General features: G+C 36.1%; 11 protein-coding genes. 3 read left to right on the top strand and 8 right to left on the bottom strand.

Annotated elements, in window-relative coordinates:
* Positions 1 to 1,077 (bottom strand): NAD(P)/FAD-dependent oxidoreductase, encoded by a 1,077-nt coding sequence (locus EV07_RS09045; RefSeq protein WP_052043929.1) that lies wholly within the window; start codon positions 1,075 to 1,077, stop codon positions 1 to 3.
* Between the two features lie 69 nt (positions 1,078 to 1,146).
* Between EV07_RS09045 and purU the strand changes: the two genes are divergently transcribed.
* Both purU and EV07_RS09035 read left to right on the top strand, forming a co-directional pair.
* Positions 1,147 to 2,010: a formyltetrahydrofolate deformylase gene (gene purU, locus EV07_RS09040; RefSeq protein ID WP_036919659.1), complete on the top strand. Its 864-nt coding sequence runs from the start codon at positions 1,147 to 1,149 to the stop codon at positions 2,008 to 2,010.
* Positions 2,007 to 3,293: an O-antigen ligase family protein gene (locus EV07_RS09035; RefSeq protein ID WP_036919656.1), complete on the top strand. Its 1,287-nt coding sequence runs from the start codon at positions 2,007 to 2,009 to the stop codon at positions 3,291 to 3,293. Before purU ends, EV07_RS09035 begins: the two co-directional genes overlap by 4 nt.
* On the opposite strand, the gene EV07_RS09030 is transcribed toward EV07_RS09035, so the two are convergent.
* The 3 genes from EV07_RS09030 to acnB form a co-directional block, all read right to left on the bottom strand.
* Positions 3,271 to 4,818 (bottom strand): B12-binding domain-containing radical SAM protein, encoded by a 1,548-nt coding sequence (locus tag EV07_RS09030; RefSeq protein WP_036919654.1) that lies wholly within the window; start codon positions 4,816 to 4,818, stop codon positions 3,271 to 3,273. The genes EV07_RS09035 and EV07_RS09030 overlap by 23 nt on opposite strands.
* 64 nt (positions 4,819 to 4,882) lie before the next feature.
* Positions 4,883 to 6,244, bottom strand: coding sequence for a ClC family H(+)/Cl(-) exchange transporter (locus EV07_RS09025; protein ID WP_036919652.1), 1,362 nt, complete (start codon positions 6,242 to 6,244; stop codon positions 4,883 to 4,885).
* Positions 6,244 to 8,847 carry a bifunctional aconitate hydratase 2/2-methylisocitrate dehydratase gene (acnB, locus tag EV07_RS09020; RefSeq protein WP_036919840.1) on the bottom strand — a complete coding sequence of 868 codons (2,604 nt, stop codon included), beginning with the start codon at positions 8,845 to 8,847 and terminating at the stop codon, positions 6,244 to 6,246. Before acnB ends, EV07_RS09025 begins: the two co-directional genes overlap by 1 nt.
* A gap of 148 nt (positions 8,848 to 8,995) precedes the next feature.
* Here acnB and EV07_RS09015 point away from each other — a divergent pair, with 148 nt between their 5' ends.
* The gene (locus tag EV07_RS09015; protein WP_036919650.1) at positions 8,996 to 10,066 is read left to right on the top strand and encodes a 3-deoxy-7-phosphoheptulonate synthase; all 1,071 of its coding nucleotides are present in this window, start codon (positions 8,996 to 8,998) and stop codon (positions 10,064 to 10,066) included.
* Between the two features lie 6 nt (positions 10,067 to 10,072).
* Here EV07_RS09015 and EV07_RS09010 read toward each other — a convergent pair whose 3' ends face one another.
* From EV07_RS09010 to EV07_RS08995, 4 genes are all read right to left on the bottom strand, one after another.
* Complete coding sequence (locus EV07_RS09010) at positions 10,073 to 10,621, bottom strand: diacylglycerol/polyprenol kinase family protein (protein ID WP_241434040.1); 549 nt, start codon at positions 10,619 to 10,621, stop codon at positions 10,073 to 10,075.
* A 107-nt stretch (positions 10,622 to 10,728) separates the two neighbouring features.
* Positions 10,729 to 11,748, bottom strand: a complete 1,020-nt coding sequence (locus EV07_RS09005) for an RpoD/SigA family RNA polymerase sigma factor (protein WP_036919646.1) — start codon at positions 11,746 to 11,748, stop codon at positions 10,729 to 10,731.
* Between the two features lie 182 nt (positions 11,749 to 11,930).
* Positions 11,931 to 14,063: a polyphosphate kinase 1 gene (gene ppk1 / locus EV07_RS09000; RefSeq protein ID WP_275040937.1), complete on the bottom strand. Its 2,133-nt coding sequence runs from the start codon at positions 14,061 to 14,063 to the stop codon at positions 11,931 to 11,933.
* A 59-nt stretch (positions 14,064 to 14,122) separates the two neighbouring features.
* Entirely contained in the window at positions 14,123 to 15,373 is a 1,251-nt protein-coding gene (locus tag EV07_RS08995) for an MFS transporter (RefSeq protein WP_036919838.1), read from the bottom strand.
* Between the last annotated feature and the right edge of the window lie 8 nt (positions 15,374 to 15,381).

Genomic DNA, 15,381 nt, shown 5'->3' with positions numbered 1-15,381 from the left:
TTAAATTCGATTTCCTACCCATTCAGCGCAAGCTGGAGCTAAAAGAAATCCATTTCGATAATGCGCGGTGTTGAGAATTAACCCTGGTTGTACTTCTTCTAATAATGGTGCAGCCTGGTTAGCAGGTTTGATTCTTATTCCATACCAATAATCTTCTACAGATGCGCTATCTAGCCATTGAGGTGAAAAACCATTTAAAGTTTTCATTTTTTTTAAATCCATTTCATTAGGTTTTCTGCCTGGCTCCAATGTTGCACCTAAAATAATTTCATTTTTATTTTGAGGTATTAAGTTAAATCCATGACAAGATAGTACCGCTGGCCAATCGTCCCAATTTTTATAATCTTCTTTTAAAACTAATTTGATTGCTTGTCCAAGAACACTTTCCATCGGGAGCTTCTTATTGATTGATTCTAATAAGAACTCACTATGTAAACCTGAACATAGGATCACAAAATCTTTAGTAACTTTGTTGTTATCATCTAATTTTAGTATCCATTTTTTTTGATTATTTTGTAATGAATAGTTTAGAGAACCTACTTTTTTATTTATTTTCTCTACGTTTAACTTTTTTAACATAACTATCAAACATTTCATTAGAGTAGTTGGATTTATACGACCATCTTGGTTAGAAATTAATCCACCATATATACTCTCAGGCCAGTTGCGACTTTTTTGATTAGTTTGATTATTTTTTAAGGCTTCTAACCCTAATTCTTTTCTTTCATTTATTAGTGAATACATCCTTTTCATTTCTTTCGCATTACTAGCTATTTGAATCAATGGTGTCTCTATTTTTAATGGAATATTTGGAATAGATAATTGCTCAAGCCATTTTGGCCACAGCTCCATGCTCCGTTGCCTAAGCCTCCAACTCCTGCCTGATGACCTCCGAAATGTGTTGCCCATTATGATGCCTAGTGATGCTTTTGTTCCTGTTCTATATTTCAGATCTTTTTCTTGCCTATCTAGTTCAGGATCAATAATAGTTATATTGTGACCGAGCTTTGCCAAGTAAAAAGCAGTTGTGCTTCCAATGATTCCTCCGCCAATTATAGCAATTTCTTTTTTATTCATGTTTTTAATTTCTCTTAAAAGTTGGCGATTTTACTTAGATTAGATTTGATAAATAGATAATGCTTTGATATGTCTAACGCTCTTCAGACAACTGTTATTTTGCAGCTCATTTGCCCTGATCGTCCTGGTTTGGTTAGTGAGTTGTCCACTTGGATATCTAACAATAATGGCAATATACGTCATGCAGATCATCATACTGATGAAGGAGCGGGATTATTTTTGAGTAGATTGGAATGGGATCTCAATGGATTTAAATTATCTAGACAAGCTATTCAGGTTGCAATTGTTGCTTTGGCTAATTCTTTGGAAGGAAAGGCTGAGTTGCATTTTTCAGATGAGTTACCACGAGTTGCGATTTTTGTCAGTAAGCAGAGTCATTGTTTATTAGATTTATTGTGGCGATCAAATACTCAAGAGTTGAAAATGAATGTCCCTTTAGTTATATCAAATCATAATCATTTACAAAAATCATGTAAACAATATAATGTTGACTATAAGTTTATACCTGTAAATAAACTAGATAAATCTATTTCAGAACAAGTTATTTTAGATACATTATCAGAATATAATATAGATTTGATTGTCTTAGCCAAGTATATGCAGATACTGAGCAGCAATTTTTTAGATTCCTTTCCCAATATAATTAATATTCACCATTCTTTTTTACCAGCTTTTAAAGGAGCTAAGCCATACCATAGAGCTTGGGATAGGGGTGTTAAGTTAATTGGTGCAACTGCTCATTATGTAACGAAAGATTTAGATGATGGTCCAATTATAGAGCAGACAATTGCGCATGTAACTCATCGCGATGAAGTGAATGATTTAATTAGAAAGGGTAGAGATACAGAGCGCCTTGCTTTGGCTAGGGCTTTGAGATTGCATTTACGTAGACAAGTTATGGTTTATGAAGGCCGCACCGCTATTTTTGCATGAGCTTTTTTTCTTGGTTTACTGAGGTTAGGCCTATAAAGACAACATTATTTGGTTGGATTTGTTTCCAAATAGGTTTATTATTTTTAGCATCTAGTGTATTCTTATCGGCCTTATTTCTTCTCATATCTTTATATTTAGGAAATTATAAAAGATTAAATTCTTTTTTGAAAGATAAATGGAATTGGGGATGGATATTTATTTCAGTGTTGATGATAATGGGATCTTTTGGAGCTTATTCTGGTTGGCTTGCTTGGGTTGGCTTAGCTAATTGGATCCCATTCTTTTGGTGTTTTTGGGGATTTCAACCCTATCTAATTACTTCTCATTCGAGAAAACGGAGTGCTTTTCTATTGTTATTAGGGACATTACCAGTTATTTTTACTGGAATAGGACAGATTTGGTTTGGATTAAAAGGCCCTTGGGAAATTTGGAATGGTTTGATTATTTGGTTTATTGCACCAGGTGGTCAACCCTCAGGTCGTTTGTCTGGACTTTTTAATTATGCAAATATCGCAGGTTCTTGGTTGGCTTTAGTTTGGCCGCTTGCATTAGCTTTTTTATTGCAGAGATCTTCAAATTATTCAAAGCGGAGTTTGTCTTTCTTATTAGTGTTATTAATTGCGATTGCGTTGATTTTGACTGATTCTAGAAATGCTTGGGGCGCGATGTTTTTATCTATCCCATTTATTTTAGGTACTGGAACATGGTTGTGGCTTATTCCCTTGCTGTGTGTTTGTGTATTACCTGTATTTTTATCTGTAGTTCCATTTGCTTCATTAGAATTGCAGATGTGGTCTAGAAAAATTGTCCCGAGAGGATTATGGTCACGTTTAGCAGATGTGCAATTTTCGGCTGATAGACCATTAGAGACAACACGATTATTTCAATGGGGAGAGGCAATTACTCTCCTCATTCAAAGGCCATGGTTTGGATATGGAGCTGCTGCATTTTCAGTTCTTTATCCGTTAAGACAAGGAATTTGGCATGGTCATACTCATAACCTTCCTCTTGAATTGGCCGTTGCTCATGGTGTGCCTGTAGCGATTTCATTAGTTTCGATTGTCTTAGTGCTTTTAATTGTTTCTTTTAGAAAGTGTTTTCTAATACATAATAATAATTTGTTTGATAGAGCTTGGTGGTCTGCTTCCTTTACTCTTGTTTTTCTTCATGCATCAGATATGCCTATGTTTGATAGCCGTATTAATCTTTTGGGATGGCTGTTTTTGGCAGGTTTGCGTTGTTTGATAATTTCTAATGATTCTAAACGCTTTCTTGATGTTTGATTAGTGTCTCTAGAATTAGAGGACCTTGGATATGTCTCCAGGGTAAAATGCGATCATTTTGCCATTTAGTATGTACTATTTCTTCCCAAGGAGGTAGCTGTTTAGATGACTTGTAACCTATATTTTTTTCCTGAACTTCTTTGTAAGCCTTTTTCCATCCTCCTATGTTATTTTGTGATCTTCGCACTAATTCGATCACTGGAGCTAATCTTCTATCTCCCCGAGAAATTAAAGCTTGAATAATACTTCCACTATAGCTTTCAGTACGTATTTCTATGGCATTTGACTGTAAACTTTTTCTTAGAAGTTTTAATCGTTTTTTAGCTTCTGTACGTACACCAAACCATTGAAAAGGAGTATGAGCTTTAGGGACGAATGTACTAACACCCAGCACTAATCGTAATCCTGAGGTTTTCCTTTTGATTTTCATTAGAAGATCTGCAGTAGCCTCAATATCCTCATCGCTTTCGGTAGGTAAGCCCACCATTCCATAGAGTTTGAGACTTGAAAGTCCTCCTTCTTTTGCATATCTCGCAGCAGAATAAATTTCCTCTTCAGTAAGTTTTTTATTAATCATCTCTCTTATTCTTTTACTACCACTTTCAATTGCTATTGTTATTGATTTAGCATTACGGCGAGCTAAAAGTTCAGTCATTTTTTTATTAACTGTTGATGCTCTAACAGAACTTAAACTGAGTCTCATACCATCAAAATAATCTTTATTTAACCAATCCAATAAGTCTTCAAATTCTGGATGTTGAGTTATTGATGCTCCTAACAGACCAATCCTTTTTGTAATTGCGAATCCTTTTTCTATAGCTGGAATTAGCCCAGCATCAAGAGAGGAATTACGAAATGGTAGATTTAAATAACTTGCTAGGCAGAATCGACATAGTTCAGGGCAGCTGCGAACTACCTCTACCATATGTATTCCAGGCCAAGCTGATTCTGGAGTAATTACAGTTGAGTGACTTAGTGTATTTTGTTTCCATGTTTGTTTAGTAATTTCTTTTGGAATATCTGAGGAAATAGCTTCTATTTCTATTAACTCTTTATTGGAGTTATACTTAGGTTCATACAGAATAGGCACATAAATTCCTGGAGTTTGGGAAAGTATTTTTAATTTTGTATTCCTTGAACTTCCTTGAAGCTCATCTAGTTTTTCTATGAATTTTGGTAATAAGTTTTCCCCATCACCTAATAAGATGACATCTAAAAATGGCGCGAATGGTTCTGGGTTGGCTGTAAGTACTTGTCCACCACCAAAGACAATGGGGTCTTGTTCAGACCGTTCACGGCTCCAAATGGGGATTTTGTTTCTTTCTAACAGATCTAGTAAAACAGGTCCATCTAATTCCCAACTTAGAGAAATTCCAAATAGATCAATTGTGCGGTGTAGTTTATCTTGTTGATCCGTAAATAATCTTCTAACATCTACATCTTTTCTTTGTGCAAGGGTTGCCCAAATAATTTGAAAGCCTAGACTTGTTATCCCTACTGAATAGGTATTAGGAAAAGCTAATATTGTCCTAAGTGCATTTGGCTTAGGAAGATTAGGTTTAAATAGAAGAGTTTCGTTGTTCAGTTTTCTAGGGAGTAGTAGTTAAGGATTGTGAAAGTTGCCCCTTAGGGTTTTCATTATTTTCAAGTTCAATTTGTCTTTCATAGATAGATTTATCATTAAAAAAGCGTGCAATTAAGAAACTTGTAAGACAAGCTAATAAAATAGGTTTGAGTATTAATAAATTTTTAGTTGGGGCAAAGGCGAGAAACATTGCTGAAATGGGTGTTCGTGTACATGCAGCAACGAATGCACCCATTCCCGCAAGAGTATAAGTTGTGGGGAAATGTCCTGTTAAGATTTCCACCCAAGTTCCACAAGCTGAACCGATGCAACCTCCAAGAGTGAGCATAGGGAAAAATAATCCTCCAGGAGCACCTGATGCTGCAGCTAGCCCTGTTGTAAAAAACAGAACAATGAATGTTCCAATGGCTAAGCTAATATTCCCATCTCCTAAGACAATTAATTTTTTTAGTTCACCTACATGGTGAAATTCATTTGGTAAGAATGAAAAAATGCTTCCTAGTATTGCGCCACTAATAGTCATACGTAAAATCAATTTTTTTTTAAACCAGTTATTGCCTAGACGTTGCATATATAAAACATAGTGAGAATAAAGTTGTGCTAAAAGACCGACTACTATCCCTAACAATATTAAATATGCGAAATCAATTGGAAGTAGATTTATTTCCAGTGGAAAATCAACATCAAGCTTAAAACCTTGACCTTGCAATATATTGGCCCAGGTGTCTGCCCAAAAGGTTGTCACTATTACTAGTAAGAGAATGACAGGTCTTGAGGAATTTAGTAATTCTTCAATGGCATAGATAAAGCCTCCAATAGGTGCACTAAATACTGCTGCGATACCAGCACCACTACCGGCAGCAACAATTACCCTTCTAAAGGCTACCGGAGCTTTTAACCATTGTGCCATTTTCCATGCTACTGATCCTCCCATTTGTACTGCTGGCCCTTCGGGACCTAATGGGAAACCACTCCCTATAGCTATTATCCCTGCAACTAATTTACCTATTCCAACTTTTAGTCCCATTGGAACTTCCTTATGGCGTAGATAGTTGATGATTTGGGTTACACCCGACCCTCCTGCAGCTGGTGCAAATTTTGCAATTATTGTTCCTGATATTAGCCCTCCTACGCCACCTAATAGCGGTAAAATAAACCATGGAGGAAGAACTTTTAGTAAGTCTAATCTCCAATTATCTAGTGCATGAATTCCTGTTTTAAAGAGAACTCCTGTTAAGGCAGCACCAAGGCCTGTCAATATTAAAGCTAGAACAACAACAAACCATCGTTGACGTAGTAGCTGACGAATACTATATCCCGAGGTTATTTGTTGCCTTGTTAGGCTTAAGTCATTTAAGTTTCTCATTAAGAAATAGTCAGGAATTCTTTTTGTGCTTCATTACTAATGATTTGGCCATCTTTTTCAAAGCCATCTATTTCATTAAAATTTAAGTATTTATAGAGTGAATCTGATAAAGGATGAATTTTCTCCGCCGCTATCTTTTTATATTCTTCTACGGTTGGAATTCGACCAAGCAAAGCACAAACAGCTGCTAATTCTGCGCTACCTAAATATACTTGGGCCCCTTTACCTAAGCGATTATTAAAATTTCTTGTACTTGTAGAGAACACTGTTGCATTTTCTTCTACTCGAGCTTGATTCCCCATACATAGAGAACAACCAGGCATTTCCAACCTAGAACCTGCATCTTCAAAAATTTTGTAATAACCTTCCTTTTTTAGGATTTCTTCGTCCATGCGAGTTGGAGGACATATCCATAATTTTGCTTTTGTTTTCCCTGAGTTTTCTAGGATCTTTGCTGCGGCTCGATAATGTCCAATATTTGTCATACATGAGCCTATAAATACTTCATCAATTGGAGTATCAGCTTCTATACTTAGACGTTTTACGTTATCAGGATCATTAGGACAAGCAATGATAGGTTCCTGTAATTCATCTAGATTAATTTCAATTATTGATGAGTAATTGGCATCAGAATCTGCTTTTAAAATAGCTGGTTTCTGTAACCACTTTTTCATTTTCTGAATACGTCTACCTAACGTTCGTGGATCTTTATATCCGCGAGCAATCATATTGGTTAAAAGAGCAATATTACTTTGAAGATATTCAGAGATTGTTTTTTCTGAGAGTTGAATTGAGCAACCAGCGCATGATCGTTCTGCACTGGCATCAGTTAATTCAAATGCTTGCTCAAGCTTGAGATCAGGCAAGCCTTCGATTTCCATGATTTTTCCATTAAAAATATTGATTTTATTTTCTTTTGATATAGTTAATAATTTTTTCTCAATAGCTATGAGAGGAATTGCATTTACAACATCTCTTAAGGTAATACCTGGTTGAAGAGACCCTTTAAAGCGAACCAATACGGATTCAGGCATATCTAGTGGCATTGCACCAATAGCAGCAGCAAATGCAACTACGCCTGATCCACCAGGGAACGATATGCCGAGAGGGAATCTTGTATGACTATCTCCTCCTGTACCGACTGTGTCCGGAAGTAGCATTCTGTTGAGCCAGCTATGAATTATTCCATCGCCAGGTCTTAAGGCCACCCCTCCTCGCTCGGCAAAGAAATCAGGTAATTCTTCTTGAGTTTCAATATCTACTGGTTTTGGATAAGCAGCTGTATGACAAAAGCTTTGCATCACTAAGTCTGCTGAGAATCCTAGACATGCAAGTTCTTTCATTTCGTCTCTAGTCATGGGGCCTGTTGTATCTTGGCTTCCCACAGTTGTCATGACCGGTTCACAACTTGTTCCTGGTTGAATACCAGGCAAACCACAAGCTTTTCCAACAATTTTTTGTGCTTGTGTAAATCCATATGATGAAGCTTGAGGTTCTCCTGGGCGAATGAATATTGTTGAAGGTTTTAAATTCAGTCTTTCTCTAACTTTGTCAGTCAAGGCTCTTCCTATCATTAAAGGAATGCGTCCGCCTGCTTGCACTTCATCTAAAATGGTTGATGGTTTTAATTCAAAGGTAGATAAAATTTTTTCGTCGTCATTTTTCGTTCCTTGGCTTGTAATTTTTCCTTGATATGGGTGAATTGTAATGATATCTCCCGTTTTAAGTTGGCTTACATCACACTCAATAGGTAATGCACCAGAATCTTCTGCTGTATTAAAAAATATAGGTGCAATTTTGCCTCCAATAATTACACCACCAGATCGTTTATTGGGAACATAAGGAATATCTTCACCAATATGCCAAAGAACAGAATTAATAGCAGATTTTCTAGAACTGCCTGTTCCAACAACATCTCCTACATATGCAATAGGGTATTTTTTTTCTTTTAGGCTCTTAAGAGTCTCTATCCCATCAGGATCTTTTGTTTCAAGCATTGCAAGTGCATGAAGAGGGATATCAGGTCTGGTAGTTGCATGAGTAGCAGGCGAAAGATCATCTGTATTGGTTTCTCCAGCAACTTTGAAAACAGTTACAGTTATTGCATTTGGTAATTTTGGTTTATTTGTAAACCATTCACCCATTGCCCAACTTTCAACAATTTGTTTAGCAAAAACATTGCTCTCTGCCAGGTCTATAATATCATTTAATGCATCATAAACTAAAAGTGTATTACTAAGACTTTTCGCTGCAACACTAGCGACTTCTTGGTTTTTATTGCTGAGTAATTCAATTAGTGCTGCAACATTGTAGCCACCCATCATTGTTCCTAGCAGTCTTGTGGCTTCTAATGGATTAACCAAAGCGCTATGGATTTTGTTTTGTGCAACAGAGTTCAGCCAAGTTGCTTTTACATAAGATGCCTTGTCCACTCCTGGAGGAATTCGATTTTTTAGTAAATCTAATAAGAAGCCTTTGTTGCTTTCTTCCTGATAGCTTTCTAGTAATAGGGTGAGTTCATGAGTTTGTTGCTCATTTAAAGGCAAGGGAGGAATTCCTTTTCTTTCTCTTGCTGCAGCATGCTCATGATAATTTTTTAGCATTTTTTCGACTGCTGTATCTTTCATAGACTAGATTTAACTTATTCTGGTTTCATTAAACTAATTTTGAGTGAAGATAGATGCAGAAATGTAAATACTTAGTCTATTTTTCGATTGTTTTCTGGTCATCTTTAGGATTTAGGAAGGATTGATGAGTTTTTCAACAGATTTTGACGTAAGTGATCAAACTTCAGATCTTCATGTTGTTGAGACTAGGCCATTACTTCCTCCTGCCTCACTTCATAGTGACTTGCCCTTAGATCTTCAGTCAGCCGCAATTGTTTCGAAAACACGTACAAGAATTCAAGAGATTCTTTCTGGTATTGACTCACGATTATTAGTGATTGTAGGCCCTTGTTCAGTGCATGATATTGCTGCTGCTAAAGATTATGCCATTAGGCTCAAGTCATTAAGAGAACGTTTTGAAGACAAACTTGAGATAGTTATGAGGGTTTATTTTGAAAAACCTAGGACAACTACAGGTTGGAAGGGTTTAATAAATGATCCTCATCTGGATGGTTCTTATGATATTAATTCTGGTTTAAGGCGAGCCAGATCTCTCTTGTTAGACCTTGCTCATTTAGAAATTCCTTCAGCAACAGAATTATTAGATCCAGTTGTGCCTCAATATATTGCTGATTTAATTAGTTGGACTGCAATTGGTGCGCGCACTACAGAAAGTCAGACTCATAGAGAAATGGCTTCAGGGTTATCAATGCCAATAGGATATAAAAATGGTACAGATGGCACTATTGCAATTGCTATTAATGCTATGAAAGCAGCCTCTAAGCCTCATCATTTTTTGGGTATTAATCATCAGGGCTCTGCTTCTATTATTAGTACTACAGGAAATCCAGATGGCCATCTTGTCTTGAGAGGAGGAAGTAGTGGTACTAATTATGATGTTGATTCAGTTGGGAAGGTTTCAAAGGAACTTTCTGACTCTGGTTCAATAGATAGAGTTATGATTGATTGTAGTCATGGTAATTCTAAGAAAGATTATCGCCGCCAAGTTGATGTTTTAAGGGATGTTGCCCTTCAAATTCAAAAAGGCTCTTCTAATATTATGGGAGTAATGTTAGAGAGTCATTTGGTAGAAGGAAATCAAAGCTTATCTACAGACCTCTCGAAACTTACTTATGGTCAAAGTATTACAGATGCATGTATTGATATAAACACTACGGAGATGCTTCTTGAAGAATTAGCAGCAGTCATTCTTTGACTTTATTTAGAACATCCATTGCCAGCTAATCGCAACTACTAATGGGACTGTAAGATTATCAATTCCTAGGGGACTAATTTGTTCAAGGGCGATTGCCAACGATGTAATTAGACAAATATTGTTCAAATCTAAATGAGATCCAGTTGCGTAATTAATAATTACTAATATTAATGCACTTATAGATCCAATAGTTAGCGTACCTATTACAGATTTTTTTTGTCCCATAATAAACCAATGAGGGGATTTTATTTTAGGACCTATTAGACCTGCTAATCCATCACCGAATGCCATAACAAGAACACCTGCAGTGACTGCAGAAGGACAGTTTTCCCAGAATAAAATTAGCAACGAACTTATGCTTAGCCCATATAAAATAGTTCCAAAACTTCGCCTTCCTATATTTTCAATTGATGTGAATAATCTTAACTGATAATTGACTGCTAGACAAATAGTAATAATACTAGCAACTACAATGGCGATATTACTAGATACATCTAACCACCAAGCTAAAGGAATTATTGGACCACTTCCTATATGTACAATTTTACGACTCAACTCTTCTTGCTTTGGAAATAGTTTACTAGATAGAAAACTACAAGATAAAACTATAAATAACCAGCCTCCAATGATAATTAGAGAATAGAAGTTTCTCACATTATGGTTTATGCAGCTTGTTGATGGTTAGTCATTCCTCTTAATTTGAGAATCGCTTTTGACTCTAATTGTCTTACACGTTCTCTAGATACATTGATTTGCCTTCCTATTTCAGCGAGGGTTAGAGGCTCTTCTCCATCGAGACCAAATCTTAAGCGCATAATCTTTTGCTCTCTTTCATTAAGTTGAGAAAGCCATCCACTTAAATGTTCTTTTTGCATATTTCTATCCATTCCTTCCATTGGCTCATTGTAGTTTGGATCTGGTATCAACTCGCCTAATGTGCTCCTGTCTTCTTCGCCTCGAGCATGGGAATCTAATGATGCACAAGGAGCACTTTGTGAGATTAATTCTTCTAAATCTTTTGTTTCCATGCCTAACTCACTAGCCAGTTCAACTCTATTAGGTTGGCGCCCTAATCTATGAGATAATTCTCTTGTTATGCGACGCATTTTCGAGAGTTTTTCGCTGATATGAATTGGAAGACGAATTGTACGCGCACTATTGTCAATTGCTCTAGTCATTCCTTGACGTATCCACCAGTATGCATAGGTTGAAAATTTGTAACCCATTGCTGGGTCAAACTTGTCAACAGCTCGTTCTAAACCAATAGCCCCCTCTTGTACTAGATCAAGAAGCTCCAGACCTTGGTTTTGGTATTTTTTCGCGACACTAACTACTAAGCGAAGATTTGCAGCCATCATGCGATCTCTTGCTCGTTTACCCATTCGAATTTGATGGCGTTGACGAGGGTTGATATCTTCCTTCGGAACATCCAGTAATTCTTTCATTTTTTGGACATGGTGAGCAAGCTCAATCTCCTCTGCAGGAGTAAGTAGAGGTACTCTCCCAATACTGCTCAGATAAAAACCTATAGAATCAGTTCCTACACGACCAGGAGGCCTTCCTCTTCCAACAGAACCATTGTTAGGATTTTTGTGCCTAGACCCTTTTGAAGTTTTAGGCAGAACTAGTTTTTCTGAAGATGATGCAGAATCACCTTTAACAGATTCCAGAGGGATCCCCATCACCCTGGCCTCCTATATTTATATTTAGAATGAACTTAGCACTGTTATGGAAAATAACAGTGAATTAAATAAAATGTTTTTATTTAGATAGCCTAACGTTGTTGCAAAAGACACTTTATTAGGTATTAAGACTTAGTATTTACTCTTAAATATCTAGTTAATATCTGCTTGAATACTTTTTGTTAATCAGAAAAATTCATCAATGTTGTTTGCGCAGATTGCTTTTCTTTTTCACAAGCTTTACGAATAAACTTCCCATCACCTTGCATTTCCCAAGCATCTACATTGTCATTTAAATAGACTCTTAATATGTGTTCAACTTTTTTCTTTAAACTTGGTTCTTCAATTGGAGTTACTGCCTCAACTCGTCGATCTAAGTTTCTTCTCATCCAATCTGCACTTCCAATAAATACTTTGGGTTCATTATCATTGTAAAACCAAAAAATTCTTGAATGTTCAAGATATCTACCAATAATACTAGTTACAGTAATATTCTCACTTAGGCCTTCTTTTTTAGGTAATAAACAGCACATTCCGCGCACTATTAGTTCTATCTTAACTCCTGATTGAGAGGCTTTATAAAGCAATTTAATAATAGTTGGATCTACTAGGGAATTCATTTTGGCTTGTATCTTTGCTTTTCTTCCATTTTTTGCATTTTCAATTTCCTTCTCTATTAGCTTTTCTATCCCTTTTCTTAGTGAAACGGGTGCTACTAATAGTTTTCTAAAGCTCTGTTGTTTTGAAAAACCAGTTAAATAATTAAAGAGTTCTATTAAATCCTGTCCTATCTCCGGTTGGATAGACAGTAGCCCTAGGTCTGTATATTGCTTTGATGTTTTTGAGTTGTAGTTACCTGTTCCAATATGAAAATAACTTCGTAACCGTTCTTTTTCTTTACGTATTACCAATGCAATTTTGGTATGAGTTTTAAGCCCAATGACGCCATAGACGACATGCACCCCTGATTGTTCTAGCTGTTTAGCCCATTGAATATTATTGTCTTCATCAAAACGAGCTTTCAGTTCAACAAGAGCCATTACTTGTTTTCCATTTTCAGCAGCTCGGATTAAAGCTTCAATAATTGGTGAGTTTTTTGAGACTCTATATAGAGTCATTTTGATTCCCATGACCAATGGATCATCTGCAGATTGATTAATAAATTCTTCTACGGAGCTTTTAAATAAGTCATATGGGTGATGGAGAAGAATATCGTTTTTTCTTATGATCGAGAAAATACTTTTAAACTCTTCTTTCTTTATTGATCGATCTTCCAGCAGACTACTTTGGCTCTTTTTAAGAGATTTATGAGTTTGACCACATTCTTGAAGATCATATAATTCTGGCCTTTCGATATTTATTAATTTAGACAATTCATCAAGTCCTAAAAGCCCTTTAACTTTATAAAGATCATTTGTTTTGACTGCCATACCTTCGATTAGTAAGTCTAAAATCCTTATTGGCATATCAATGGCAACTTCTAGTCGAACTATTTCTCCTCCCATACGACGTTTTCTAAGACCTTGTTCAAGTGCGATCATGAGATCATCAGCTTCAAGATCTCGAAGTTCTAAGTCTGCATCTCGCGTCACTCGAAAAAATGAATATTCTTTAATTTCCATTCCAGGGAACAACATATTTAAATTGTTGGCCACAACTTGTTCAATAGGAACGGCGCTATATACAAGTTCAGGGTCTCTAAGACTTATTTCATTAGGAATAGTGATGAATCTATCTAATGTTTTTTGTGGAACTTTTACGCGTGAGAATTGATGTTCGCCTGATTTGGGATCTTTAATTATTGCTGCAATATTAAGACTAAGGTTGCTTACAAATGGAAATGGGTGTGCAGGGTCAACCGCTAATGGTGTAAGAATAGGAAAAATTGCAGTCGTGAAATAATTCTCTAACCAAGCTTTTTCATGTGCATTTAACTCTGAATAATCTAATAAAAAGACTTTCTTTTCTTTTAGACTAGGCTTTAGTTTTGATATATAGTGTTCTTGCTGTTTTTCTAGATAGGGTAATAATTGATTCCTAATTTCTATTAACTGTTCTTTGGGTGTTTTTTGATCTACACTTTTTTTAGTTATCCCTGCTTCAATTTGAGATTTCAACGAAGCAACTCTAACCATAAAAAATTCATCTAAGTTATTACTGTAAATAGCGCTAAACTTTGCTTGCTCTAGAAGTGGTATCTCTTTGTCTGTAGCTTTTTCAAGTACTCGACCATTAAAATCAATCCAGCTTAATTCTCTATTGATATAATTGTTTTCTACTGTGGCATGTGTAGTCATTTGAAAGTTATTTTTAATTGAATTTCTCAGTAAATATTGTTAATTGAATTTGTATTTTACATAGGGCTTTTCTCCTTTTACTTTTGGCTTCTCGCATTACCTATTCCTATTTTATTATTTGAAATTAATATTATAACAAGAATGAGTAACCCTGTCGTTCCCCAAAAAGGACTCTTTTGACCGAATAAATCATATGAAATTCCTGCAGCTGCAGCACCTATAAAAGTACCGAGGCTTTGTAAGCCTTGAAGGCTTCCTAGAATTGCTCCTTGGTTATTAGCAGTTAGCCTTTTGGAAATTAGTGCTCTTAAACAAGGTGTAACTAATCCAGTGCCAACGGCTAAGAGTGCAACGGCAGTAAAGACTGTTTTAATTGCATTATCTGGAGTAGCACTTGGTAAAAGTAAACAACCAAGAATTACAAAACCTATTCCTATCAAAGTTAATTTCGATTCACCAAATCTATTTACCAGAGGTCCAATTAAACCACCTTGTACAACCATAGCAACCAATCCTACAACCACGAAAGTGAGACTTGCCAGCTCCGGACTCCAATTAAAAGCTTGTTTTAGATAAAGTACGAGAATTGCTGTAAAGCCATTAAATGCCATAAAAAATAGGAAAAATCCTATACATAGCTTTTGCAGTGAAGGATTAATAAATACCTGTCTTAATTGTGTAATGGGATTTAGCTCTCTTTTTTTTGGTAATTTATTACGAGAAGAGATAGGGTGTGTTTCGGGTAAAATCCAAGTAACTAGAGCCAGATTGAGAATTGCAAAGGCTGTTGCTGCCCACACTGGTAAGGTGACGCTTATTTTTGCTAGAGATGTTCCTAAGCCGGGACCGAGTAAGAATCCGAGACCGAACGCTACTCCAATTAGTCCAAATGTTTTAGCACGGTTTTCAGGGGTAGATATATCAGCAAGTATTGCTGTTGCAGTAGTAGCTGTACCACCACTTATACCATCTATAATTCTCGCTAGAAATAAAAGTAATAATGGAAGGCCTAATGTAGATTGTGGAATGAGGTTCTCCCAATCTAAGCTAACTGTTATTGCAAAGAGGCTAAGCCCAATTACTGAACCAAATACACATAATATTATTACTGGCTTTCTACCAAAACGATCACTTAAAGCTCCAATTAAAGGAGCTACTGTAAATTGTGAAATTGCATAAGTTCCTGCAAGGAGCCCAATAGTACTTCCGCTATTGGTGAAGCGTTCTAAAAGGAATGGTAATAAAGGGAAAACAATCGTTTCACCTAGTCGGTCATTCAACAAAGTAATGAAAGCACTTAATAGTGTTGGGACTTTGGGCCTTTGCAATGTGAAAC

The sequence above is a fragment of the Prochlorococcus sp. MIT 0603 genome (assembly GCF_000760215.1).
GTDB lineage: Bacteria > Cyanobacteriota > Cyanobacteriia > PCC-6307 > Cyanobiaceae > Prochlorococcus_E.
This window is presented reverse-complemented; position numbering and strand designations above follow the sequence as displayed.